Here is a 23,529-nt window from a genome sequence, read left to right on the forward strand (position 1 = left end):
GGCAGAACCGCGGAGTTCACCGGGGAGGGAATCAGTCGATGATCGAACCGGGGTCACGTCGGACTCGGGAACGAGTTGGCGGACGAGGCCGATCGGGAGAGTCCGCCGGCGAGAAGGTGTGGCCAGGGGCGGGGTCGAACCGCCGACCTTCCGCTTTTCAGGCGGACGCTCGTACCAACTGAGCTACCTGGCCTGGCCGCCGGCAACGCCGGGAACCGGAGAGTGGAGCGACCCAGACGGGACTCGAACCCGCGACCTTCGCCGTGACAGGGCGACGCGCTAACCAACTGCGCCACTGGGCCTTGCTTACTGCGACTACCGTACCCCCAACGGGATTCGAACCCGCGCTGCCGCCTTGAAAGGGCGGAGTCCTAGGCCGCTAGACGATGGGGGCTGGACCCCGCAGGCGGTGTCCTGGCCTCCAACGGCTGTCCGTTGGGAGCTTCAAAAGCTTACGACAGCCCCCCGCACCCGCTTTCACCCACCCCCCAATGATCCTGTCCTCGCAGCTCAGGGACCGGATCCGCCGTCAGCGACTGACGGGCGGCGGCTGGTCGGGAGTGGCGGAGATCAGGCCGAGCATGTCGAGCAGCAGGCGGAGGTCCTCGGAGTCCTCGGAGTTCTCGGCGACGACGAGCCGGGCCTTGTGGACCTGGTCGTCGGAGACGCGGTAGGCGTCGGCGGCGGTCCGCGGGCCCGGGATGGACCCGGTGCCGCCCTGTCGCACGTCACCGATCTCCCGCCGTGCGCTCCCGATGGTCATCGACGTCTCCCCCGTTCCACCGTGCCCGCGGTGCCGTGGGCATGCAACGGACCGCCCCGCCCCCATCCGGTCACCCGGCGCGGCCAGGCCGGCACGCACAGCATCGGCACCTGACGGCCACCCCCGTGGCCGTGACCAAGACGTTACCGATCGCGCGCGGCCGGTGCATGCCGCTGCCCGGGTGAGGGACGAGATCGACGGTGCGTCACAGGACGCGGCGCCACGGCGGCGAGTTCGTACCCCCTCCCGGTATGCTCGGGGCAAGCAGCCGGGGAGGCCGAATGTCTGCGTCCATGGAGAAGGGCACGCCCTCGTACACCGACAACCGCGAGGCGCATCTGCGTCGCCTGCGTCGCGTCGAGGGACAGGTCCGGGGTCTGCAGCGGATGGTCACCGAGGACACGTACTGCATCGACGTGCTGACGCAGGTGTCCGCGGCGACCCGGGCGCTGCAGTCGTTCGCGCTCGAGCTGCTCACCGAGCACATGTCGGGATGCCTGGTCGAGGCGGCCAGGACCGGCGACGAGGAGGGCGAGGCGAAGGTCCAGGAGGCGGCCGCAGCGATCGCCCGGCTCGTCCGTTCCTGACGTTCCACCCGAGTACACGTTCTTGCAAGGAGAGCCATGAGCATCGAGGCACCGTTCCGTACCGACGTCGTCGTCAGCGGCATGACCTGTGGGCACTGCACCGCGTCGGTGCAGGAGGAGGTCGGGGAGGTCGACGGCGTCCGCGGCGTCGAGGTGGACCTGTCGACGGGCCTGGTGACGATCACGAGCGACCGCGAGCTGCCGCTCGCCGAGATCGAGGCCGCGGTCACCGAGGCGGGCTACACGCTCGCGAGCTGAGCCCCCCGCGGGCCCTACGCTCGCCGTCATGGCCACCGACGGCGAGCGTTCCCGGCACCGGGCCCCGGCGGCCTCGTCCCGCTCGTCCGGCCGCGCCGCGGCGCGCAACGCTCGCGCCCGCAGCCAGGACGACAGCCCCGTCCCCCAGGACCACGAGATCGACTCCTACCTGGCCGCGCTGGCACCGGAGGTGACGGAGGGCCTCACCGAGTCGACGGGGAAGTTCGGCGGCGCGCAGGTCTTCCAGCTGCGGCTGACCCCGTTGCAGGTCGAGCAGCTGCGCCGGCTGGCGGCCGAGCGTGGGGTGTCGCCGGGCGCGTTGGCGCTCGACTGGGTCGTGGAGCGGCTCGACCGCGAGGACCTGCCGACGGGACCGCTGGCACGGGTCGTCGACGAGCCGCGGGGCCGGCGGCGCGCACCCTTCCGCCGCCGCCGGCAGTAGCTCAGCGCCCGCCCGACACCACGACCGACGACGCGCCGTCACCGGCGAGGCAGGGGCTGCCGGTGAGCCGGTCGAGGTGCACGGCCCCGGCGAGCGCGCGGTAGCCGGCCGCCGAGAGGTGCAGGCCGTCGCCGGCGTCGTAGGACGACTCCAGGCGGTCGGGCCGGGCGGGGTCGGCGACGGCGGCCGCGAAGTCGAAGACGCCGTCGGCGTGCGCGGGGCCCTGCGCGAGCACCCAGGCGTTCACGTCACGACGCGTGGCCTGCGCGGCGGCGGTGGCGCGCGGACCGGTGCGCGAGGGCGTGATCGTCGTGAGGAAGACGCGCAGTCCGGCGGCGCGGGCCTGGTCGGCGAAGCGCACGAGGCCCGCCTGGAGCTGGTCGGCGGTGCGGCCCTCGGCGATGTCGTTGGTGCCGATGTGCAGGACGACGTCGGTGACGCCGGCCGCGGCGGCGACGTCGAACCGGAAGCGGGTGGAGGGGGAGTCGCCGACGCCGAACGCGTCGGCGATCAGCTGGTTGCCGGAGATGCCGGCGTTGAGCACGGACATCCGGGCGGCGCCGCCCGCGGCGCCGAGGCGCCGCGACAGGGCGTCGGACCAGCGGTCGTCCTCACCGGGGTCGCTGCCGACCCCGTCGGTGATCGAGTCGCCGACGAGGACGACGGCGTGCTCGGCGCGCGGGGCGAGCACGTCGAGGCCGGTGACGACGAACCAGGCCGTGACCGGGGAGAACGCCGCGCCCGACGCCGAGTCGACGTGGTTGCCGGGATCGCTGATCCAGGAGGTCTGCAGCGCCACCGGATGGGTGGCCACCCGGTCGGGTTCCTGCGGGAGGTAGGCGCTGACCGAGACGGGCAGACCCGCCTGCGCGACGAACGGCACCGGGTCGCTGACGATCTCCGCCCCCGCGGGGATCGTCACGTCCGGGCGGCCGCCGAACAGGACCGGCCGGAGTGCGCCCCCGCGCACCCCGGCACCGGTTCCCGTCGTGGCCGCGGAGACCGCGGCCACCGGGAGCGGGCCCCGCCCGTAGCGGTTGGACAACCGGACCCGGATCTCCGAGCCGGTCGACTGCGGGTGGACCACCATCCGCAGGGTGCGGCCGCCGAACCGGCCGCCCGCGGCGTCGACGTCGGGACCCGGTTGCGGGCTGGTCTGCCACGCGGTGACCCAGGTGGGGCCGCAGGCGGGATCGTCGGCGGGCTCCTGTCCCGCGGCGGCCTGCGAGACCCCCCGGACCGTCCCCACGACGACGAGTCCGGCGACGGCGGTGACGAGCACGACGGCCGCGACGACGAGACGCGAGCGTGCGCGGGACCCGTTCGTCGCTGCCCGCACACCGTCTCCTCGTCGTCCGTCGCCCCGCTCGTGCGGGACACGTCGCCCGGCTTATCGCCGCACCGGGATCTGCCGTGACCTCCCCGTCCGTCACCCTTTCGAGTGCCGTGCAGACCGTTACGAAGAATGGAACGAGAGATCCCTCGGTGGAGTGAGTGGTCCGATCGAGTGATCACCTGTTGTCACCACGCAGACCTGATCCGGCGGTCGGGCAGGACGGCCACGAGCGCGCCGCGCGACTAGGGTCGGCGAGCAGACAGGGCGAGTCGAGGAGGACCGCAGGTGGGCGCGTACGACGACATCTTCCGGGCGAGCGTCGAGGACCCGGAGCGCTTCTGGCTGGACGCGGCAGGGGCGCTCGACTGGCACGTCGAGCCCACGCGGGCGCTCGACTCGTCGAACCCGCCGTTCTACCGGTGGTTCCCCGACGGTGAGCTCAACGTCGCGCACAACGCGCTGGACCGCCACGTCGACGCCGGCCGGGGTGACCAGGCCGCGCTGATCTACGACTCGCCCGTCACACAGACCCGGCGGACCTACACCTACTCGGAGCTGCGCGACGAGGTCGCCCGCTTCGCCGGGGTCCTCGCGGGCCTGGGTGTCGGCGTCGGCGACCGGGTCGTCGTCTACATGCCGATGGTCCCCGAGGCCGCCGTCGCGATGCTCGCGTGCGCGCGGATCGGCGCCGTCCACTCGGTGGTCTTCGGCGGGTTCGCGCCCAAGGAGCTGGCCGTCCGCATCGACGACGCCACCCCGACCGTCATCGTGTCCGCCTCGTGCGGCATCGAGGGCAAGCGCATCATCGAGTACAAGCCGTTGCTGGACAAGGCGATCGAGCTCGCCGAACACAAGCCCGCGAAGCAGGTGATCCTGCAGCGGCCCCAGGTGTCGGCCGACATGGGCCCGAACGACGTCGACTGGGTGCAGGCCATGGCCGCCGCCGCCCCGGCCGACCCGGTGCCGGTGAAGGCGACCGACCCGCTCTACATCCTCTACACCTCCGGCACGACCGGGAAGCCCAAGGGCGTCGTGCGCGACGGCGGCGGCTACGCGGTCGCACTGGCCTGGTCGATGCCCAACGTCTACGCCGTCGACGCCGGCGAGACGATCTTCACCGCGTCCGACGTCGGGTGGGTCGTCGGGCACTCCTACATCGTCTACGCGCCGCTGCTGGCCGGCGCGACGACGATCCTCTACGAGGGCAAGCCCGTCGGGACACCCGACGCCGGCCAGTTCTGGCGCGTGGTCGCCGATCACAAGGTGAAGAGCCTGTTCACCGCACCGACGGCGTTCCGGGCGATCAAGAAGGAGGACCCGAACGCCGAGCACCTGCCGAAGTACGACGTCTCCAGCCTGAAGTACCTCTTCCTCGCCGGTGAGCGCCTCGACCCGGAGACCTACCACTGGGCGTCCGACACCCTGGGCATCCCGGTGATCGACCACTGGTGGCAGACGGAGACGGGCTGGCCCATCGTCGCCAACCCCGCCGGGATCGAGCTGCTTCCGGTCAAGCCCGGTTCGCCGACCCGTCCGCTGCCCGGCTGGGACGTCCAGGTGCTCGACACCGCGGGCAAGCCGGTCGACGCGGGGACCGACGGCGCGATCGTCGTGAAGCTGCCGATGCCGCCCGGCGCGCTCCCGACCCTGTGGAACGACGACGAGCGGTTCGTCCAGTCCTACATGGCCGCCTTCGACGGCTACTACCTCACCGGCGACGGCGGCAACATCGACGGCGAGGGCTACGTCTACGTCATGGGCCGCACCGACGACGTCATCAACGTCGCCGGGCACCGGCTGTCGACGGGCTCCATGGAGGAGGTCCTCGCGAGCCACCCCGACGTCGCCGAGTGCGCCGTCATCGGGGTCGCGGACACCATGAAGGGCCAGATCCCGCGCGGGTTCGTCGTCCTGAAGGCAGGCGTCGAACCGGACGAGGAGAAGCTGCGGGCAGAGCTCGTCCAGCTGGTGCGCGACCAGATCGGGGCGGTCGCCTCGCTCAAGGACGTCGCCGTCGTCGCGGCCCTGCCGAAGACCAGGTCGGGAAAGATCCTGCGCAAGACGATGCGCGGGATCGCCGACGGCCACGACGAGCCGGTGCCCAGCACGATCGAGAGCGCCGACGTGCTCGACGCGCTCCGGCCCGTCCTGCGCCGGGACTGACGACAGCGCGTGACGACACTGGACCGAACGGCGGGAAGTGGCTCGTCGTTCGGCCCAATCTCGCGGATCCGGTAACGACACACCCTGCCGCGACGGATGGGCAGTCACGATCCTGGGCCCGCACGGGATCGCGTCCACCGGAAGGCTCCACGATGTCCGCGCCCGCGCTCCCCCGCGCCGCGGCCCTCGCCGGGCTGCTGACCGCCGTGCTGACCCTCGTCGTGGTCGGTTCGGCCGCCGGCGAGTCCTACGACGACGGCTGCGCCCGACTCGGTCCCGTCTCCTCGCCCACCCCTGCGACGCCGACGCCGCACACCGCCGACCCGCACCCGACGCCGGCGAGACCCGCGGCACCGGTCCCGGCACGCATCGCCGGCGTCGTCGGCCCCTGATCGGCCGCCGTCCACAGGGCAGCCGATCCTGACCTAAGGCTCACCTCAGTCCGGCACCGCGGCATGCCAGGGCGCACGATGGCGCCATGAAGGTCGTCGTGGACTTTGATCTGTGCGAGAGCAACGCCGTCTGCATGGGTGTCGCGCCCGAGGTCTTCGAGGTGCGGGAGGACGACTTCCTCTACATCCTCGACGAGAACCCCTCCGAGGAGCTGCGTCCCAAGGTCGAGGAGGCCGTACGCAGCTGCCCCAAGGCAGCGATCTCCATCAAGGAGGACTGACCGCCCCGGGGTTGCCGGGCCCCGCGACGGCGGGTCAGGATCGCGGCGGAAGCGCACGCCGTGACAGGAGGGTCGACGATGACCGTCGGGCACACCGAACTGACCCCGCTCGCGTTCCTCCGACGCTCCGCGGAGGTCTACCCGGACAAGCCGGCGATCGTCTACGGCGACCGCCGGCACACCTATGCCGACTTCGCCGCCGAGACCACCCGGGTCGCGCACGCGTTGCGCGGCTCCGGGGTCGGGCCGGGCGACCGCGTCGCCTACCTGCTGCCGAACGTGCCGGAGATGCTCGTCGCGCACTTCGCCGTCCCGCTCGCGGGTGCGGTCCTCGTCGCGATCAACACCCGGTTGTCGACGGAGGAGGTCCGCTACATCCTCGACCACTCCGGCTCGACGCTGCTCGTGGTCGACGCCGCGCTGTGGCCGGTGGTCGCGCCGGTCGCGGCCGAGCTGGCGACCGTCCAGGAGATCGTCACGATCGTCGACCCCGCCGCGCCGGGCGACGGGATCGGCAGCGGCACCACCTACGACGACCTGCTCGCCCGGGGCTCCGACGACCCCCTGCCGTGGGAGGTCGACGACGAGGACCGGGCCCTGTCGATCAACTACACGTCCGGGACGACCGGCCGACCCAAAGGCGTGCAGTACACACACCGTGGCGCGTACCTGAACTCGTTCGGTGAGGTCGTGCACTCCGCGCACAGCCCTGACAGCGTCTACCTGTGGACGCTGCCCATGTTCCACTGCAACGGCTGGTGCACCCCGTGGGCGGTCACCGCGATCGGCGGCACCCACGTCTGCCTGCGGGAGGTCCGCGGCGACGCCATCTGGAAGCTCATCGGCGAACACGGCGTCACCCACCTCAACGGCGCACCCACCGTCGTCACGACGATCATGAACGCCGCCGAGGCGGTGCGGCTGGACTACCAGCTCGTCATCACCACCGCGGGCGCCCCGCCGTCGCCGACGACGATCCTGCAGATGGAGCGGATGGGCTTCCGGATCGTGCACGTCTACGGCCTGACCGAGACCTACGGCCCGTACTCGGTCAACCAGTACCAGCGGTCGTGGGACACCCTCGAGCCCGAGGGACGCGCCGCGCTGCAGGCCCGCCAGGGCGTCGGCATGATCCAGACGGACGCGCTGCGCGTCGTCGACGAGAACATGGCCGACGTGCCCCGCGACGGCACCACGATGGGCGAGATCGTGATGCGCGGCAACAACGTCATGTCCGGCTACTTCGACGATCCGGAGGGCACGCAGAAGGCCTTCGCCGGCGGCTGGTTCCACTCCGGTGACCTCGGCGTCGTCCATCCCGACGGCTACGTGGAGCTGCGCGACCGCGCGAAGGACGTCGTGATCTCCGGCGGGGAGAACATCTCGACGGTCGAGGTCGAACAGGCCGTCGTCTCGCACCCGGCCGTACTGGAGGCGGCTGTCGTCGGGGTTCCCGACGAGCAGTGGGGCGAGCGGCCCAAGGCGTTCGTCGTACTCAGGAACGGCGAGCAGGCCACCCCCGACGAGATCATCGAGCACGTGAAGTCGAAGATCGCGCGGTACAAGGCGCCCCGCGACGTCGAGATCGTCGACGAGCTGCCCAAGACCTCGACCGGCAAGGTGCAGAAGTTCGAGCTGCGCGAGAAGGAGTGGGCGGGGCGTGGGAGCCGCATCAAGGGTTGAGACACACAACGAGGACAAACACCACGGAAGCGGTTAGCGTCGCGAAGCATGGAGGGGACGCGGGGGACGACGCGCGCCGTCGTCGGCGCCGTCGTCACGACGACCGCGTCCGTCCTGCCCGTGTTCCTCACGGCCGCACTCGCCGTCCAGATCTCCGATGAGCTGGGCTTCGACGCCGCCGGACTCGGCGTGGTCGTCGCCCTGTACTTCGGCGTGAGTGCGTTCGCGTCGCTGCCGACGGGATGGATCGTCGAACGCGTCGGTCCGACGACGACGAGCCGGATCGCCGTCGTCGGCGCTGCCGGACTGATGCTCGCGATCGCCTTCGGCGCCCGGTCCTACGGGCTGCTCGTCACGATCCTGATGTGCAGCTGCTGGTGCAACGTCATGGGCCAGCTGTCGTCCAACCTCACGCTCGCGCGGTTCGTCCCTGCGCGCCGCCTCGGGCTCTCCTTCGGGTTCAAACAGTCCTGCGTCCCGCTCGCCACGCTGCTCTCCGGGCTCGCCGTGCCGACGCTGGCGCTGACCGTCGGCTGGCGGTGGGCCTTCATCGCCGGGGCCGGCCTGGCGCTGCTGGCGCTGCCGCTCACCCCGCGCAGCCCGGAGCGGTACGTGCGCACCCGCGTCGACCCCGCCGAACGCGCGACGGGGGCCCTCGCCGTCATCGGCGTCGGCGCCGGGCTCGGCGCGGCCAGCGCCGGCGCCCTCGGCGCGTTCCTCGTCGTCTCCGCGGTCCGCCAGGGCGTCGACCCGGGACTCGCCGGGCTGGTGCTGACGCTGGGCAGCCTCGTCGGGCTCGCGATGCGGCTCGTGAACGGCTGGCTCGCGGACCGGCGCGCCGGCGGCCACATCGCCGTCGTCGCCACGAGCATGGCGATCGGCGCGATCGGCGTCGCCCTGCTGGCAGTGCCGGGGCCACTGGCGCTGGTGCTGGGCACGGTCGTGGCGTTCGGCATCGGCTGGGGCTGGACCGGGCTGCTGCAGTTCGCCGTGGTGCGGCTCAATCCCGGCGCCCCCGCCGCGGCGACGTCGGTGGTCCAGGTCGGGACGTACGCGGGCGCGTTCCTCGGCCCGATGGTGTTCGGCCTGCTCGCCACCCACGCCGGCTTCCCCGCCGCGTGGCTGACCTGTGCCGGGATGCTCGTCCTCGCCGCGGTCGCGATGATCGGCGGCAGGCGGATGCTCGTCGCGCACCGCGACGCCCGGCAGGCGGTCGCCGCCGCCGCCGCGACGGTCAGCTGAGCCTGGCCGCGAGCGAGATCGCGTCCCGCGGGGCGTGCACCTTCATGTCGTTGTCGAAGTAGACGTAGACGTCCCGGCCGGGCACCGGCCCCATCGGCGGCGCGACCGTGAACTCCCCCGTCGGCGACTCCCCCGCCGCCCAGCGCCGGATCCGGGCCGCCCACGAGTCCAGGGCGGCATCGGAGTAGCCGCTCGCGTACAGCTCGACGTCGCCGTGCAGCCGGACGTAGGCGAAGCCCGCGGTCATGTCCTCCAGGTGCGGCCAGGTCCCGGCCGTGTCGGCCACGACGAGCGCCACGTCGAGCTCCCGCAGCAGCTCCACCACGGCCGGGTCGGCGAAGCTCGGGTGCCGCACCTCCAGCGCGTGCAGCACCGGCCGGTCGGCGTCGGTGCTGGTCAGGGCCCGGCCGTCGAGCCGTTCGTCGTGCTTCTCCGCGAGCGTCGCCGCCGCGACGGTGCTCCGCGGCAGGCAGCGCAGGAACGTCTCGACGCGCGCACGGTCCCACCGCATCCGCGGCGGCAGCTGCCACAGGACCGGGCCCAGCTTCGGCCCCAGCGCCAGCAGCCCGGACGCGAAGAAGTTCGCGAGCGTCTGTTCCGGGTCGCGCAGCTGCTTCATGTGTGTGACGAACCGCGGTCCCTTGACCGAGAACACGAAGTCCTCGGGCGTGTCGGCCGCCCACTGCCGGTAGCTCTCCGGGCGCTGCAACGAGTAGAACGAGCCGTTGATCTCGATGCTCGACACCGCGCGCGACAGGAACTCCAGCTCCCGGCGCTGCGCCAGCCCCGCCGGGTAGAACACGCCGCGCCACGGCGGGTAGCGCCAGCCCGACGTCCCTGTCCGGATCACACCCGGAGTATCCCGCCCGGCACCGGCCCCGGCCGACGGGAGAAGATGGCCCGGTGGCGACGGAACTTGCGAAGGCTGTGGGCACGGTCCTCGACTGGCCCGTCGGGCATGCCGCGGCGGCCCTCGTCGCGGCCGACGGGACGGTCCGCGCGACCGCGGGTGACACCGACCGCGAGTTCCGGCTCGCGTCGGTGACCAAGCTCCTCACCGCCTACGCGACGCTCGTCGCCGTCGAGGAGGGCGCCGTCGAGTGGGACCAGCCGGCCGGCCCCGACGGCTCGACGGTCCGGCACCTCGCCGCGCACACCTCCGGTCTGGCCTTCGACTCCGACCAGGTCCAGGCCGCCCCCGGCACCCGGCGTATCTACTCCAACACCGGCTTCGCGGTCCTCGCCGACACCATCACCGCCGCCAGCGGCATCCCGTTCGCCGACTACCTGCACGAGGCCGTCTGCGAACCCCTCGGCCTCACCGCCACCCGCCTGGACGGCCACCCCGGGTCGGGCGCCGTCTCCACCGCCGACGACCTGGCCCGCTTCGCTGCCGAACTGCAGTCGCCGACGCTCGTCGCCACCCTCCCCGAGGCCACTCGGGTCGCCTTCCCGGGTCTCGACGGCATCCTCCCCGGCTACGGCCGCCAGAAGCCCAACGACTGGGGGCTGGGGTTCGAGATCCGCGGGACCAAGTCGCCCCACTGGACGGGCAGGAACAGCTCCCCGGACACCTTCGGACACTTCGGGCAGTCCGGCACGTTCCTGTGGGTCGACCGCGCCGCCGGGGCGGCCTGCGTCGTGCTCACCGACCGCGACTTCGGGCCGTGGGCGGTCGAGGCCTGGACCCCGTACACCGACGGAGTCCTGGCCGTTCTCGGCTGACGGTACGGACCTCGCGAGCGCTGTCACTGTCGTGGACGAACGGCGACCGCGGCTCGCGCGGCAGGCGGCCTGGTCGGCGGTCGGCCTCTTCATGGGCGTCGTCGGCACGGCCCGGCTCCACCCCGGCGGGGGAGCCGTCATGGACACGGGCGGTTCCTGTGGGTCGGGCGGCCCCGACGGCGTCCCCGGCCTCGTGCTCGCCGGGATCCTCGGTGGCCGGCCCGGCCGGGTCGCACCCGTCGCCCTCACGACAGCGCCGGCGGTGCTGCACGTCGTCGTCCTCGGCGCCGCCCTCGTGCCCGGCACGACCTGGTTCACCGCGATCACGGAAGGCTGACCGTGCCCCGATTCGTGCTCCCCCTGCTGATCCTCGGCGACATCGCGATCTGCGTGGCGCTCTACTTCCTCATGGGCTGGCCCGCGCTGCTGTTCGCGGTCCCGCTGGCGATCACGACGATCATCATCGTCGTCGTCCTGCAGGGCACCGCGATGCTGCGCGAGGCCGTGCGGACGCGGACGCAGGGCACCCACCAGGTCGTCGATGGCTCGACCTACGACAGCTCCCCGCACGGCCCGGCCGCCTGGGACGACACCTTCTCCACCGGGCCGTCGACCTGGGACGACCGCGGGCAGTCGCACCCCCACTTCCACTCCCCCGACCCGGGCTCCGGGTCGTCGGACTCCGGGTCGTCGAGCTCGTCGACGGACTGACCGCCGCGCACCGAAACGAGAATGACCGTTCTCACATTCGTCTCTCATAGTGGACGAACGTTCACGATCCGACTTACGGTCGTGGCGTGGCCTTCGGCGAAGAATGCCGCTGGCAGGAGTGAGAGGACACACCGTGGCTCAGATCATCGGTGAGCGGGCCCAGGCCGGCGACGCGATCGTCGACTACGACGAGAAGCTCTTCGACGACATCCAGGCAAACCCGGGCGAGAAGGCCTACGTCTTCATGCACACCGTGCCCTACGAGGGCTCGGTCGGCTTCGTCAACATGCTGACGTGCACCCGAATCAACCGGAAGGGCTTCGACACCTCGCTCGTGCTCTACGGCCCCGGCGTGCTCATGGGCTCCGCGACCCGCGGCTTCCCGAACGTCGGCGACGAGGCCTTCCCCGGCCACATGAACTACAACAACCAGCTGAAGACGTTCATGAAGGAGGGCGGCAAGGTCCTGGCCTGCCGCTTCGCCATGGCCGCGCTGTACGGCATGCGGGAGAGCGACCTGATCGAGGGCATCATCCCGATCCACCCGCTCGACGTCCTCGACTGCACCCTGACCGCCCGCCGCGAGGGCGCGCTCGTCATGCAGACCTGGACCCTGTGACCCCGTGAGTGGCGACGGCCGCTACGGCGACCACCGCCACTCACGACCGCAGGCAGCTCACCCGGCGGCCCGGACCAGCACGATCGGTCCGGGCCGCCGCCGTGCCCGCACCCGGGAATGAACGGCGGCGGGTGACCGTTGACCATACTGTCCGAACCGGGCGAGCCGAGTCCCCGGGCCGCAATATGAAACAGCCGCCACGGAATACCGTCAGGCTGGAGCCGTGGTGCGCCACCCGCCGCGAGGCGACCGGCGTCCGGTTCGGACACCTCCTCCCCACCGGGAACATTCCGGCGGGGTGGAGGGTTGAAAGGGAATGTCCGGATCGGGTGACACCGTGTCCCCGGGTCCCAACTGAAACCGCCGCCACGAGCGGCCTGCACGCCGAGAGGCGACCGGCACCCGGTTCGGACATCCACCCTCACGACCAGGCACACTTTTCCCACGATGTCGTCATCACGAGCCACCGACGCACGCCACGAGCGTCCCGCCGGTGACCCCCACGATCATGCCGTCCCCCCGGACACCGAGTCCGGACCCCCTGGGGACGGCCGCCCGACCCGTGGCAGGCGTCCCCGCCGCCGCGGGTCCCGGGGCCGGAGCGCACCCTCCGCGGCGAACGCGCCCGGCCCCGCCGCACCTCCCTCCGACGAACACGCCGACGGCGACTCGTCACGCGCACGCCGAGCCGACCGGTCCCCGTCCGACCGCGGCCCGCGCGGCGGCGAGCGCGTCGCGCCCGCACTGCCCGACGACGTCCTCACCGACCTCGCCGAACGCATCCAGGCCCTCCCCCTCGACGACGCGCACCGCCTGGGCCGCAGGCTGGCCGGCGCCCGCCGCTCCGGGAACGGGACCGCACAGCAGGCCGTCGCCACCTCCGTCGCCACCGCCGAGCACCGGCTCGAACGCCGCCGCGCCGCGGTGCCCCGCATCGTCTACCCCGAGACGCTGCCCGTCAGCGCACGCCGCGACGACATCGCCGCCGCCATCCGCGACCACCAGGTCGTGATCATCGCCGGCGAGACCGGCTCCGGGAAGACCACACAGATCCCCAAGATCTGCCTGGAGCTCGGCCGCGGCGTCACCGGCATGATCGGCCACACCCAGCCGCGGCGGCTCGCCGCGCGCACCGTCGCGGCCCGCATCGCCGAGGAGCTCGGCACGGAGCTCGGTGACGTCGTCGGCTGGAAGGTGCGCTTCACCGACCAGGTCGGCGACCGGACGATGGTCAAGCTCATGACCGACGGCATCCTGCTGGCCGAGCTGGCGGGCGACCGGATGCTGCGCCGCTACGACACCCTGATCATCGACGAGGCCCACGAGCGCAGCCTCAACATCGACTTCATCCTCGGCTACCTGACGCAGCTGCTGCCGCAGCGCCCCGACCTCAAGGTCGTCATCACGTCGGCGACGATCGACCCGGAGCGCTTCTCCCGCCACTTCGGGGGTGCGCCGATCGTCGAGGTCTCGGGACGATCCTTCCCGGTGGAGGTGCGCTACCGGCCCGTCGTCGACCCCGACGACCCGGACGCCGACCCCGACCGCGAGGAGCTCGACGCCATCGGTGACGCCGTCGCCGAACTGCAGCGCGAAGGCCCCGGCGACATCCTCGTCTTCCTCCCCGGCGAGCGCGAGATCCGCGACACCGCCGACGCGCTGGCCGCCCGGGACTTCCGCAACACCGAGATCCTGCCGCTCTACGCCCGGCTGACCGCGGCCGAGCAGCAGCGCGTGTTCGCCCCGCACCCCGGCAACCGGATCGTGCTGTCCACCAACGTCGCCGAGACGTCGCTGACCGTGCCGGGCATCAAGTACGTGATCGACACCGGCACGGCCCGCATCTCCCGCTACTCGCGGCGGTTGAAGGTGCAGCGGCTGCCGATCGAGAAGGTGTCGCAGGCGTCGGCCAACCAACGCGCCGGGCGTTGCGGCCGGACGTCCGACGGCATCTGCATCCGCCTCTACGCCGAAGACGACTTCGACGCCCGCCCCGAGTTCACCGAGCCGGAGATCCTGCGCACCAACCTCGCGTCCGTGGTGCTGCAGATGATCGCGCTCGACCTGGGCGAGATCGCCGACTTCCCGTTCGTCGAGCCCCCGGACGCGCGCGCGATCGCCGACGGCCTGGCTCTGCTTCACGAGCTGGGTGCCCTGGGGACCGACAAACGCTCCCTGACGCCGGTGGGCCAGTCGTTGTCCCGGCTGCCCGTCGACCCCCGGCTCGGCCGCATGCTCGTCGAGGCCCACCGCACCGGTTGTCTGCGCGAGGTACTCGTCATCGCCGCCGCGCTGTCGGTACAGGACCCGCGCGAACGCCCCACCGAGCAGCGCCAGGCCGCCGACGCCGCGCACGCCCGCTTCAGCGCCGACGGCTCCGACTTCCTCGCCTACATGCGACTGTGGGACCACCTCGCCGAACAGCGGGAAGCGTTGTCGGGCAACAAGTTCCGCCGACAGCTGCGCGACGAGTTCCTGCACTACCTGCGCGTGCGCGAATGGTGGGACCTGCACGGCCAGCTGCGCCAGGCCGCCCGCTCCGCCGGCATGTCGGTGACCGAGTCGGCAGGCGACTGGGCCGCCGCGGCCGACCGCATCCACACCTCCGTGCTCTCCGGGCTGCTGTCCCAGGTCGGTCTGCTCGACGACCTCGCCGAGAAGAAGGACCGCCGCGCGCAGAAGGAGTACCTCGGCGCGCGCGGCGCCAAGTTCGCGATCTGGCCCGGTTCGGCGCTCGCGCGCAAGAACCCGCGCTGGGTGATGGCCGCCGAGCTCGTCGAGACCTCGCGGCTCTGGGCGCGCACCGTCGCCCCCATCAAGCCCGAGTGGATCGAGCCGCTCGCCGGGCACCTCGTCAAGAAGACGCACTCCGAGCCGCACTGGTCGCGCAAACGCGCCTCCGCCGTCGCCACCGAACGCGTGACGCTGCACGGCATCCCCGTCGTCGCCAACAGGACCGTCGACCTCGGCCGCATCGACCCCGAGCTCGCCCGCGACCTCTTCATCCGGCACGCCCTCGTCGAAGGCGACTGGGAGACCCGGCACCGCTTCTTCCACGCCAACCGCGCGCTGCTCGACGACGCCGAGGACCTCGAACACCGCGCCCGGCGCCGCGACCTGGTCGTCGACGAGGACGTGCTCGTCGAGTTCTACGAGTCGCGCATCCCGGAGACCGTGGTCTCGGGACGGCACTTCGACTCGTGGTGGAAGAAGGAGTCGCGCCGCCACCCCGACCTGCTCGACTACACGCCCGAGTTCCTGGCCACCACCACCGCCGCGCAGGTCGACCGGGCCGCCTACCCCGACCAGGTCGAGGCGGGCGGGCTCAGCCTTCCGCTGTCCTACGCCTTCGAACCCGGCCACCACAGCGACGGCGTCACCGTCGACGTCCCCGTCGCCGCCCTGCAGCAGGTCGACGCCACCCCGTTCACCTGGCAGGTGCCGGGGCTGCGCGAGGAGCTGGTGACCGCGCTCATCAAGACATTGCCGCGCAACCTGAGGCGTCAGTTCGCCCCCGCTCCCGACCACGCCCGGGCCGTACTCACCCGGCTGCAGGTCGGCGACGAGCCGCTGCTCGACGGGCTCGAACGCGAGCTCGGCCGCATGCGCGGCATCACGATCCCCCGCGACGCCTGGGAGCTCGACCGCCTCCCCGACCACCTCACCGTCACTTTCCGTGTCATCGACGAGAAGGGGGCCGAGCTGGCCCGGGGCACCGACCTCGACGCCCTGCGCTCACAGCTGGCACCGAAGGTCCGCGAGGAGATCGCCGCGGCCGGCGCCTCCGTCGAGCGCACCGGGCTGACCACGTGGTCGATCGGTTCGCTGCCCCGCGAGCTGGAGATCCGCCGGGGCCGCAACGTCGTCACCGGCTACCCGGGGCTCGTCGACCGCGGCACGGCCGTCGACGTCCGCGTCTTCGCCACCGTCGCCGAACGCGACGCCGCCCACCGCCGCGGCCTGCGCAGACTCCTGCTGTCGGAGACACCGTCGCCGGTGAAACAGGTCGTCCGCGACCTCGACAACGCCACCAAACTCGCCCTGTCACGCAACCCGCACGGCAGCGTCGCCGCCATGCTCGACGACTGCGTCACCGCCGCAGCCGACCACCTCGTCGCCCGCGCCGGCGGCCCCGCCTTCGACCAGGCCGCCTACCTGCGGCTGCGCACGATCCTGCGCAGCCACCTCGCGGGGACCACGGTGAAGACCCTCGAAGCCGTCCGCGTCGTGCTCGACCACTGGCACCGGGTACAGGCGCTGCTCGCCGACATGACCGGGCCCGCGGTGCGCGCCGGGGTCACCGACGTCCGCGCCCAGCTCGACACCATCGCCGGCCCCGGCTTCGTCACCGCCGCCGGACCCTCGAAACTCGCCGACATCGCCCGCTACGTGCAGGGTGTCGAGGTCCGGCTGGAGAAACTGCGCGTCGACCCGGCCCGCGACGCCGCCTGGACCGCCGAGGTCCGCGTCGTCGCCGACGAGTACGACGCCGACCTCGCCGCCGTGCCCGAGGGCACCGAGCCCCCACCCGAACTGCAGGAAGTCGGCTGGATGATCGAGGAACTGCGCATCTCCCTCTACGCCCACCCCATGCGCACCCGCTACCCGGTCTCGCTCAAACGCATCCAACGCGCCCTCGACGACATCCCCGCCTGACTACCGCGCTTGCACCGTCGCCACGACCATTTCGAGTGCGATGGTCGCCTTTGCGCACGACGCATCGTGCGTGCTTCCGTTGGGCCCGCCATTCCGGAAGTAGGAGACTGCCGCGAGGCGACCATCCGACAGCAGGGCGAAGATCATGCACGAACGATTCGCCACCGACGCCCGCTGAGAGGTACTGACTCCTCGGAGCCCGCTGACAGTCAGGTCCTGCGGGTCCGGGTAACTGCGGGAGACATTGTCGAGCTGGTACCTGCTCGGCAGCACGCCGGCCTGAAATGTGTCCGGCCCCGATATTGCGTTCCAGTTGCAGATCACGGCGCCCTCCAGCGGAGTCTGATCCGACTCTCGGCCCGGCCCCACGCCCAGGCGGCCCCTCTGTGCTGCTTCGAGCAGCTCGCAAGGTTCAGGCTCTCCGTCTGTCAAGGACTCGGACGGGGTCTGCGTTTCCACGCCGCGCGGCTGACCGGTGGCGACCTCAGCCACCCCGCAACCCGCGACGAGCGAACTGGACAGCACGACCAGGAATAAGAGCGTCCTCATTTGCGAAAAACCGCAGAGATGTCCGCCTCGGCTACCCCGTACTGCCGGGCTGCATCGGCGACAGAGTCCGCGAGACCCTGGAGGTCGTCGACCTCGCGCTGAAAGACGTCGAACAGCAAGACAGCTCGTTCGTTGAACGCCGCCTCCGCATCCTCCGACACGGGATCGCCTCCGCAGCGACCCATCCTCTTCCAGCTGTTGTCGTTGAGAGCCTCCTGCAGGCGTCCGACCTCTGCTGTGATCACGGCCCCGACCTTCATGACGTTCTCGCGGTCGATCGCCATCCCGGCCGCCGTCTCCGCGAAGCGGGCGGGCACGTTCCTGAGCATGATCGAGAGCGTAAGGCCGGCCCCGTCCGTAGATGGCCGAATCCGACAGATCGTGTGCACCCGCGGCCGAGATGCAAATCAGCGCGGACGATCCGCGCTCGGACGACGCTGATGTGCATCTCGCTCCGGAGCTCCGGGGCTGGTCACCCGGGGTACCTGCGAGTGCCTCAGGCCAGACTCACCGAGACCAACACCGGTGCTGATCACGGCGTCTCGGACAGCACTGACGTTGGTTTCGGCGTCAAGGGGAGCTCGATGTCTGGATCACCAGCTCCGCGGCGGCAACAACTCAGCTGCGCGAGAACTCGGGGGTTGCCCTGTCCGACCGTCCCGCCCAGAAGAACATGTCGATTAGGCCCTTTTCGGACAGTTCGACCAAGACGACCCACGTATCCTTGGACATGGATTCGTTAGACCGGGGCGATGACGGCCGGATAGCCGGTGACAGTCGTGCGGCGCGAGGAATAGCAGTTCCACGCGACGTCATCCAGCAGATTAGTGTTCGGCAGCACGCCGCCCAGGTAGGAGCCGCCGCCCGGACCCGAGGCACGCCACCGGCAGAACGACAAGTCGGGGAGCGGCTCCCCCGGAGATCGGTTTTCCGACCTCCACGCCGAGCAGTTCCAGTTGAGCGGGCCCGATCAGGCCGCAGACACGGTGATCGAACGCCTTCGTCGCCCCGCGCGGGTCGCCGCCGCGGAGGCCGAGACGTTGCTTGCCGTCGTCGTTCAGGGGCCGCTGGAGCCGAGTGGCCTCCGCGGTGAGCACGACCGCGAGCGTCAGGACATTGCCGCGATCGATCCGCATTCCTGCCGCCGTTTCGGCGAAGCGGGCGAGAACGTTGCCGGCCCCGACGGCCGGCGGCGATTGCGACAGTCGGGCGCATCCGCACCCACCGAGACCCACACCAGTGCTGTCCTGCCGCCCTCGAACAGCACTGGTGTACATCTCGGCGCCTGCCGGGCCCACGGGCTCGACCCATTGGCCTCACGCACGTGCAGCCGGGCCCGGCCCCAGCTCGCCTCGACCTACGTCAGCGGGACTGCATCGTCTCGACGATCATCGCGAGGGCCTCCGTTGCACGCCCGCACGCGACGGCGTGAGTCATGCCGTCGGCCTTCCCGGCCCAGAACGATGCATCAGCGAGGCGGCCGTCCGGCATCTCGGCAAACGTCCAGCACGACAGCTCACCCGTGGCGCCACCGATCGACCCACTCACAGCCGGCAGTCCCGCAACCGAGAAGTCACGCGGCGACTCGTAGCTGCGCCTCATCTGCGCAAGCGAATACTTGTTCGGCAGGACCCCACCTCGGAAGGTGCCGCCATTGAACTCTTGCGACCGCCACCTGCAGAGGGCTGCGTCGTCGAGTTGCACGTCGTCCACCGATTCACCGTCGCGGACACCGAGGCTGTCCCGTTGGACCTGGCCGAGCAATCCACACGGATCAGTCTCGCCGGGAACGACCTGAGAAGTTCCGGTCGGCTCGGACGCAGCGGCTCCGAGAGCCGTGCCCTCCTCGTGAGTCGTGCAGCTCCCGAGCAACAGCCCGCTCAGCACGGTCAGAACGGCGGTGACTGCCTTCACCGGTCGAACGATCGAGCGATGTCCTCGTCTGAAACGCCATAGGCCCGGGCGGATTCAGCCACAGCGGTCGCCAACTGACGGAGGTCAAGGACGAACGACGCGTAGGAGTCCACCAGCGCTCCCGCGCGCTTGTTGAATGCCAGCTTCGCGTCAGCGGATACCGGGTCGCCACCGCAGAGATCGGCGCGGGCATCCGCGTTCTGCGCAAGGACTTCTTGCAGGTCGTCTGCTTGCGCCATCAGGACCTTCGCCACTTCGAGGACGTTGTCGCGATTGATGCGCATTCCCGCCGCCTCGTGAGCGAAGCGGGCGGGGACGTTGCTGAGCATGATCGGGATCGTAAGGTCCCGGCCTCTCGCCCCGAAGCGATTCCGACAGATCGGGTGGCACACGCGAACCCGAGCCGACGCCGAGTTACGAACCGCTGCGGGTCGAACTCGGCGGGTCAGGCGTGCCAGGGCTTTTCGTGGCGGGCGAGCAGGCCCGCGGTGATCCCGACCCCGCCGACCACGACGAGCACGGCGACGAAGCCGGTGTGGCTGCCGAGGTTCACGGCGAGCAGCGCCCCGCAGAGGGCGCCGAGCAGCATGCTGAGGACGACCGCGCCGCGGCGGAGCGCGGCGTCGGTGCGGCTGTGGTCGGCGGCGAAACCGGTCAGGGTCATGGTGACGACTCTGGTGGTCATGTCGGGGACGCCGATGCGACGGGCGGTGGCGGTCTGCAGCCCCATGGCCGTGGCCGCGACCCCGGCGACGACGGTCGCCGGCACGGGTCCGCCGTGGCGGAGGTCCACGATCAGGGAGACGACGAGGCAGCCGGCGAGCAGGACGAACTCGATGCCGAGGGCGTTGCGGAGCAGGAGGGGTCTGCTGGTGCCGAAGCGTTGGGCGAGGGTGCCGCCGCCGAGGGCGCCGGCGACGAACCCGGCGACGGCGACGACGGAGGACAGCAGGCCGAAGCCTTCGATGCCGGCGAGGGCGAACCCGATGAAGACGACGTTGCCGGTCATGTTGGCGACGAAGACGCGGCCGGCGCCGAGGATGCTGAGGGCGTCGACCAGTCCGGCGACGAAGGTGAGCGCGAGCAGCAGCGCCGGTAGGGGGCCGTGGCGGGGGTCGGCGACGAAGGTGGGCCGGCCCATCGTCACGCGTGCCACGGTTGCTCGTGGCGGGCGATGACCGTGAGGGCGACAGTGACCGCGACGAGCACGACGAGGAGCGCGACGAAGCCGGCGCGCGTGGAGAGCTGCAGGACGAGGACGGCGCCGACGATCGCGCCGGCGAGCATCGTGGCGATGATGGCGATCCTGCGCAGGGCGGACTTCGCGAACATGGCGCGGTCGGCGACGAAGCTGATGAGGGTCATCGTGAGCAGGGTCGTGGTGAGGTCGGGGACGCCCATGCGTCGGGCGCTGACGTTCTGGATCCCCATGGCGACGGCGGCGATCGCGACGACGACGGTGGCGGCGACGGGCCCGTCCTCGCGGAGGTGCACGAAGATCGAGATGACGAGGCACGCGGCGATGAGGACGCTTTCGACGAGGACGGCGTTGCGCAGCAGGACCGGCCGGCTGCCGCCCCAGCGCTCGAGCATCCGTCCGCCGAGCATGGCGCCGACGACGAAGCCGGCGAGCGCGAAGAGGGAGTTGCGCAGGGAGAAGCCGGGGACTCCGGAGATGGCGAAGCCGACGAAGACGATGTTGCCCGTCATGTTGGCGACGAAGACGTGCCCGAGGCTGATGATGCTGATGGCGTCGATGAGGCCGGACGCGAAGGTGAGGGCGAGCAGGACGGCGGGAAGTGACCCGTGACGCTCGTCGGCGACGAAGTTTGGCCGGTCCACGGCGGCAGTCAACCAGTGTCGTGGCACGGCGGACAGCGGGTCGTTGTGCAAGCCTGATCCGATGGCGGAGTACGCGCATCTGGGTGAGTCGTTGGGCACGGACTTCTTCTCGGTGCGCGAGCAGTTCACCGAGGAGCAGTGGGAGCGGTTCGCCTCGACACGGAAGTTCGTGGACGCGGAGGTGCTGCCGGGGATCGGGGATCTGTGGGAGCGGGCGGAGCTGCCGTGGGGGCTGATCCGGCGGCTGCCCGAGCTGGGGATCGTGGGTGAGGACATCCGCGGGCACGGTGCGGCGGGGATGAGCCCGATGGCGTGCGGGCTGGTGCACATGGAGTTGCACCGGGGCGACGGCTCATTGGGGACGTTCCTGGGTGTGCACGCGGGTCTGGCGATGCAGGCGATCGCGATGTGCGGTTCGGAGGAGCAGCGGGCGCGCTGGCTGCCGTCGATGTCCACGTTGGACCGGATCGGGGCGTTCGCGTTGACGGAGCCGGACCACGGGTCGGACTCGGTCGCATTGGAGACGTCGGCGCGCCGCCAGGGTGGTCACTGGGTGTTGGACGGACGGAAACGCTGGATCGGCAACGCCACGATCGCGGACGTGGTCGTCGTGTGGGCACGGGACACGGACTCGGGTGAGGTGAACGGTTTCGTCGTCGAGACGCCCGCGGACGGGTTCGAGGCCACGGCGATCTCGGGGAAGTTGTCGCTGCGTTCGATCCAGCAGGCCGACGTCACCCTCTCCGGTGTGCGGGTGCCCGACGAGAACCGGTTGGTGAACGCGAACTCGTTCGACGACTGCGCCCGCGTGCTGGCCAACACGCGCGGGATCTGTGCGTGGATGGCGCTGGGTCATGCGACGGCGGGTTACGACGCGGCGTTGCGCTACGCGAAGGAGCGGACGCAGTTCGGGAAGCCGTTGGCGTCGTTCCAGATCGTGCAGCAGCGGCTGGTGCACATGCTGGCCGATCTGACGGGGATGCAGTTGTACTGCATGCAGATCGGGCGGCTGGCCGATGCGGGCCGGTTGTCGCCGACGGTCGCGGGCCTGGCGAAGATGAACAACACCCGCGCGGCGCGGCACATCCTGTCGGAGGCGCGGGATCTGTTGGGTGGCAACGGGATCCTGCTGGAGCACCACGTTGCGAGGCACTGGGCCGACATCGAGGCGGTGCACACGTTCGAGGGGACGGAGACGATCCAGACGCTGATCGTCGGGCGTGACGTGACCGGGATCGGTGCGTTCAGCTGAGGCCGGGTTCGACGGGCAGGCCGGCGGCCTTCCACGCCTGGAAGCCGCCGTCGAGGTCGGTGGCGTTACGCAGTCCGATGTCCTGCAGGGATGCGGCGGCGAGGCTGGACGAGTAGCCCTCGGAGCAGACGACGATCCAGGTGACGTCGTGGTCGGTGGCCTCGGGGATGCGGGCCCCGGAGGTGGGGTCGAGGCGCCACTCGATGTGGTTGCGCTCGATCAGGAGGGCCCCGGGGATGGAGCCTTCGGCGTCGCGCTGCCACCGGGGGCGGGTGTCGACGAGGATCGCGCCCTTCTCCCGCAGGTCGGCGGCCTCGTGCGGGCCGACGCGGTGCAGCCGGGCGCGGGCGTCGGCGAGCACGTCGTCGATGGTGCGGGTCATCCCACTCCCTGGGTCGAGCCGGGCCGGGTCAGCTCGGAACGGATGCGTCGCAGCCGCCCGCCGGTCACGTCGTAGTACGACATGGCGGTCAGCGGCGGAGAGTACGCGTGGACGCTGACGGCCGCGTCGGGCGAGGGGTTGGACACCTCGTGGACGTGCCCGTGCCCGAAACCGACGGATCGGCCGGCGTGCAGGGTGCGGGTCCGCAGCCCCGCGCTGGGGACGGACCAGAACTCCTCGGTCAGCCTGCCGGTGACGACGGTGAGGGCGCCGAGGGAGCCGGCGTGGTCGTGCAGTTCGGCCGCTTGTTCGGTGGCCCAACTGATCAGCCAGACGTCGACGAAGTCGGTGCCGTACAGGCGTTGGTACCACCGGCGGTCGGGGTCGACGTGTACCTCGTGGATGCCGACGCGCACGTCGGCGGCGACACGGCGGCTCAGGGCGGTGAGGTCGGCGAGGTCGGGCGCGATGCCGTTGACGGGCAGGGCCGGGCTCGGGGCGTGCAACAACACGGACGTGCTCCAGTGCGGGTCGGGCGGGTGGCGGCCGGGATCAGAGCCGGCGTCGACAGCACTGGTCGAAATGGTCGGCCCGCCGCGTGCCCCAGATGGGGCCGAGGAGCGCAGCGGGAGCCATGCCGACAGTTGAGCACAGCGGCCGCGGCGCGAGCCACCTCGTCCCAGCCCGCGGGAGCCGGATACGGCCGAACGGTGGGAAATGTCCGACAGGACT

General features: G+C 71.3%; 26 protein-coding genes and 3 tRNA genes. 14 read left to right on the top strand and 15 right to left on the bottom strand.

Translation table 11 applies throughout. The annotated features are described in order from the left end of the window. Nucleotides 1-119: 119 nt before the first annotated feature. The 4 genes from AB7F12_RS23650 to AB7F12_RS23665 all read right to left on the bottom strand — a co-directional run bounded on the left by AB7F12_RS23650 (nucleotide 120) and on the right by AB7F12_RS23665 (nucleotide 763). Nucleotides 120-193, bottom strand: a tRNA-Phe gene (locus AB7F12_RS23650). A gap of 35 nt (nucleotides 194-228) precedes the next feature. Beyond that, nucleotides 229-302, bottom strand: a tRNA-Asp gene (locus tag AB7F12_RS23655). A gap of 19 nt (nucleotides 303-321) precedes the next feature. Further along, nucleotides 322-394, bottom strand: a tRNA-Glu gene (locus AB7F12_RS23660). A gap of 135 nt (nucleotides 395-529) precedes the next feature. Continuing rightward, the gene (locus AB7F12_RS23665) at nucleotides 530-763 is read right to left on the bottom strand and encodes a hypothetical protein (RefSeq protein ID WP_428498228.1); all 234 of its coding nucleotides are present in this window, start codon (nucleotides 761-763) and stop codon (nucleotides 530-532) included. 281 nt (nucleotides 764-1,044) lie between these two features. Here AB7F12_RS23665 and AB7F12_RS23670 point away from each other — a divergent pair, with 281 nt between their 5' ends. Genes AB7F12_RS23670 through AB7F12_RS23680 form a run of 3 tightly spaced genes read left to right on the top strand, consistent with a single transcriptional unit; the run spans nucleotide 1,045 to nucleotide 2,050 of the window. After that, complete coding sequence (locus tag AB7F12_RS23670) at nucleotides 1,045-1,350, top strand: metal-sensitive transcriptional regulator (protein ID WP_428498229.1); 306 nt, start codon at nucleotides 1,045-1,047, stop codon at nucleotides 1,348-1,350. 36 nt (nucleotides 1,351-1,386) lie between these two features. Continuing rightward, entirely contained in the window at nucleotides 1,387-1,608 is a 222-nt protein-coding gene (locus AB7F12_RS23675; RefSeq protein ID WP_428498230.1) for a heavy-metal-associated domain-containing protein, read from the top strand. A gap of 28 nt (nucleotides 1,609-1,636) precedes the next feature. Further along, nucleotides 1,637-2,050, top strand: coding sequence for a hypothetical protein (locus AB7F12_RS23680; protein WP_428498231.1), 414 nt, complete (start codon nucleotides 1,637-1,639; stop codon nucleotides 2,048-2,050). Nucleotide 2,051: 1 nt separating this feature from the next. Here the strand turns inward: AB7F12_RS23680 and AB7F12_RS23685 are convergent, their stop codons facing one another. Continuing rightward, nucleotides 2,052-3,389: a GDSL-type esterase/lipase family protein gene (locus AB7F12_RS23685; protein ID WP_428498232.1), complete on the bottom strand. Its 1,338-nt coding sequence runs from the start codon at nucleotides 3,387-3,389 to the stop codon at nucleotides 2,052-2,054. Nucleotides 3,390-3,671: 282 nt separating this feature from the next. On the opposite strand from AB7F12_RS23685, the gene AB7F12_RS23690 reads away from it, so the two are divergent. The 5 genes from AB7F12_RS23690 to AB7F12_RS23710 all read left to right on the top strand — a co-directional run bounded on the left by AB7F12_RS23690 (nucleotide 3,672) and on the right by AB7F12_RS23710 (nucleotide 9,147). Continuing rightward, on the top strand, nucleotides 3,672-5,549 hold the full coding sequence (locus AB7F12_RS23690) for an acetate--CoA ligase (protein WP_428516861.1): 1,878 nt from the start codon (nucleotides 3,672-3,674) through the stop codon (nucleotides 5,547-5,549). A gap of 152 nt (nucleotides 5,550-5,701) precedes the next feature. Continuing rightward, nucleotides 5,702-5,941, top strand: coding sequence for a hypothetical protein (locus AB7F12_RS23695; RefSeq protein ID WP_428499891.1), 240 nt, complete (start codon nucleotides 5,702-5,704; stop codon nucleotides 5,939-5,941). Between the two features lie 86 nt (nucleotides 5,942-6,027). Further along, complete coding sequence (locus AB7F12_RS23700) at nucleotides 6,028-6,222, top strand: ferredoxin (protein ID WP_428499890.1); 195 nt, start codon at nucleotides 6,028-6,030, stop codon at nucleotides 6,220-6,222. A gap of 78 nt (nucleotides 6,223-6,300) precedes the next feature. Beyond that, nucleotides 6,301-7,905: an acyl--CoA ligase family protein gene (locus tag AB7F12_RS23705; RefSeq protein WP_428499889.1), complete on the top strand. Its 1,605-nt coding sequence runs from the start codon at nucleotides 6,301-6,303 to the stop codon at nucleotides 7,903-7,905. 48 nt (nucleotides 7,906-7,953) lie between these two features. Beyond that, nucleotides 7,954-9,147: an MFS transporter gene (locus AB7F12_RS23710; RefSeq protein WP_428499888.1), complete on the top strand. Its 1,194-nt coding sequence runs from the start codon at nucleotides 7,954-7,956 to the stop codon at nucleotides 9,145-9,147. Here AB7F12_RS23710 and AB7F12_RS23715 read toward each other — a convergent pair. Next, entirely contained in the window at nucleotides 9,140-9,994 is an 855-nt protein-coding gene (locus AB7F12_RS23715; protein WP_428499893.1) for a DUF72 domain-containing protein, read from the bottom strand. The genes AB7F12_RS23710 and AB7F12_RS23715 overlap by 8 nt on opposite strands. 56 nt (nucleotides 9,995-10,050) lie before the next feature. On the opposite strand from AB7F12_RS23715, the gene AB7F12_RS23720 reads away from it, so the two are divergent. The 5 genes from AB7F12_RS23720 (at nucleotide 10,051) to hrpA (ending at nucleotide 16,858) form a co-directional block, all read left to right on the top strand. Then, entirely contained in the window at nucleotides 10,051-10,872 is an 822-nt protein-coding gene (locus AB7F12_RS23720) for a serine hydrolase domain-containing protein (RefSeq protein ID WP_428499887.1), read from the top strand. A 31-nt stretch (nucleotides 10,873-10,903) separates the two neighbouring features. Beyond that, nucleotides 10,904-11,209, top strand: a complete 306-nt coding sequence (locus AB7F12_RS23725; RefSeq protein WP_428499886.1) for a hypothetical protein — start codon at nucleotides 10,904-10,906, stop codon at nucleotides 11,207-11,209. A gap of 14 nt (nucleotides 11,210-11,223) precedes the next feature. Continuing rightward, a complete protein-coding gene (locus tag AB7F12_RS23730) occupies nucleotides 11,224-11,583 on the top strand; it encodes a hypothetical protein (RefSeq protein ID WP_428499885.1) in 360 nt (119 codons plus the stop codon). 133 nt (nucleotides 11,584-11,716) lie between these two features. Next, nucleotides 11,717-12,202, top strand: coding sequence for an MSMEG_0572/Sll0783 family nitrogen starvation response protein (locus AB7F12_RS23735; protein WP_428499884.1), 486 nt, complete (start codon nucleotides 11,717-11,719; stop codon nucleotides 12,200-12,202). A 447-nt stretch (nucleotides 12,203-12,649) separates the two neighbouring features. Continuing rightward, nucleotides 12,650-16,858, top strand: coding sequence for an ATP-dependent RNA helicase HrpA (gene hrpA / locus AB7F12_RS23740; RefSeq protein WP_428499883.1), 4,209 nt, complete (start codon nucleotides 12,650-12,652; stop codon nucleotides 16,856-16,858). Here the strand turns inward: hrpA and AB7F12_RS23745 are convergent, their stop codons facing one another. From AB7F12_RS23745 to AB7F12_RS23775, 7 genes are all read right to left on the bottom strand, one after another. Next, nucleotides 16,859-17,407, bottom strand: a complete 549-nt coding sequence (locus tag AB7F12_RS23745; RefSeq protein ID WP_428499882.1) for a DUF3558 family protein — start codon at nucleotides 17,405-17,407, stop codon at nucleotides 16,859-16,861. Continuing rightward, entirely contained in the window at nucleotides 17,404-17,736 is a 333-nt protein-coding gene (locus AB7F12_RS23750) for a hypothetical protein (RefSeq protein ID WP_428499881.1), read from the bottom strand. Before AB7F12_RS23750 ends, AB7F12_RS23745 begins: the two co-directional genes overlap by 4 nt. Before the next feature lie 495 nt (nucleotides 17,737-18,231). Further along, nucleotides 18,232-18,684: a hypothetical protein gene (locus AB7F12_RS23755; RefSeq protein ID WP_428499880.1), complete on the bottom strand. Its 453-nt coding sequence runs from the start codon at nucleotides 18,682-18,684 to the stop codon at nucleotides 18,232-18,234. Between the two features lie 85 nt (nucleotides 18,685-18,769). Next, nucleotides 18,770-19,321 carry a DUF3558 domain-containing protein gene (locus AB7F12_RS23760; protein ID WP_428499879.1) on the bottom strand — a complete coding sequence of 184 codons (552 nt, stop codon included), beginning with the start codon at nucleotides 19,319-19,321 and terminating at the stop codon, nucleotides 18,770-18,772. Further along, nucleotides 19,318-19,650, bottom strand: coding sequence for a hypothetical protein (locus tag AB7F12_RS23765; RefSeq protein ID WP_428499878.1), 333 nt, complete (start codon nucleotides 19,648-19,650; stop codon nucleotides 19,318-19,320). Before AB7F12_RS23765 ends, AB7F12_RS23760 begins: the two co-directional genes overlap by 4 nt. Before the next feature lie 116 nt (nucleotides 19,651-19,766). Beyond that, nucleotides 19,767-20,477: a YoaK family protein gene (locus tag AB7F12_RS23770; protein ID WP_428499877.1), complete on the bottom strand. Its 711-nt coding sequence runs from the start codon at nucleotides 20,475-20,477 to the stop codon at nucleotides 19,767-19,769. After that, the gene (locus tag AB7F12_RS23775) at nucleotides 20,465-21,163 is read right to left on the bottom strand and encodes a YoaK family protein (RefSeq protein ID WP_428499876.1); all 699 of its coding nucleotides are present in this window, start codon (nucleotides 21,161-21,163) and stop codon (nucleotides 20,465-20,467) included. The genes AB7F12_RS23770 and AB7F12_RS23775 overlap by 13 nt, the downstream gene beginning before the upstream one ends. 61 nt (nucleotides 21,164-21,224) lie before the next feature. On the opposite strand from AB7F12_RS23775, the gene AB7F12_RS23780 reads away from it, so the two are divergent. Beyond that, nucleotides 21,225-22,415 (top strand): acyl-CoA dehydrogenase family protein, encoded by a 1,191-nt coding sequence (locus AB7F12_RS23780; RefSeq protein ID WP_428499875.1) that lies wholly within the window; start codon nucleotides 21,225-21,227, stop codon nucleotides 22,413-22,415. On the opposite strand, the gene AB7F12_RS23785 is transcribed toward AB7F12_RS23780, so the two are convergent. Together AB7F12_RS23785 and AB7F12_RS23790 are read right to left on the bottom strand one after the other, a co-directional pair. Next, on the bottom strand, nucleotides 22,408-22,797 hold the full coding sequence (locus AB7F12_RS23785) for a rhodanese-like domain-containing protein (RefSeq protein WP_428499873.1): 390 nt from the start codon (nucleotides 22,795-22,797) through the stop codon (nucleotides 22,408-22,410). The genes AB7F12_RS23780 and AB7F12_RS23785 overlap by 8 nt on opposite strands. Continuing rightward, nucleotides 22,794-23,309 carry a cysteine dioxygenase gene (locus tag AB7F12_RS23790; RefSeq protein WP_428499872.1) on the bottom strand — a complete coding sequence of 172 codons (516 nt, stop codon included), beginning with the start codon at nucleotides 23,307-23,309 and terminating at the stop codon, nucleotides 22,794-22,796. Before AB7F12_RS23790 ends, AB7F12_RS23785 begins: the two co-directional genes overlap by 4 nt. Between the last annotated feature and the right edge of the window lie 220 nt (nucleotides 23,310-23,529).

The sequence above is a fragment of the Pseudonocardia sp. genome (genome assembly GCF_050250275.1).
In the GTDB taxonomy this organism is placed as follows: Bacteria; Actinomycetota; Actinomycetes; order Mycobacteriales; family Pseudonocardiaceae; genus Pseudonocardia.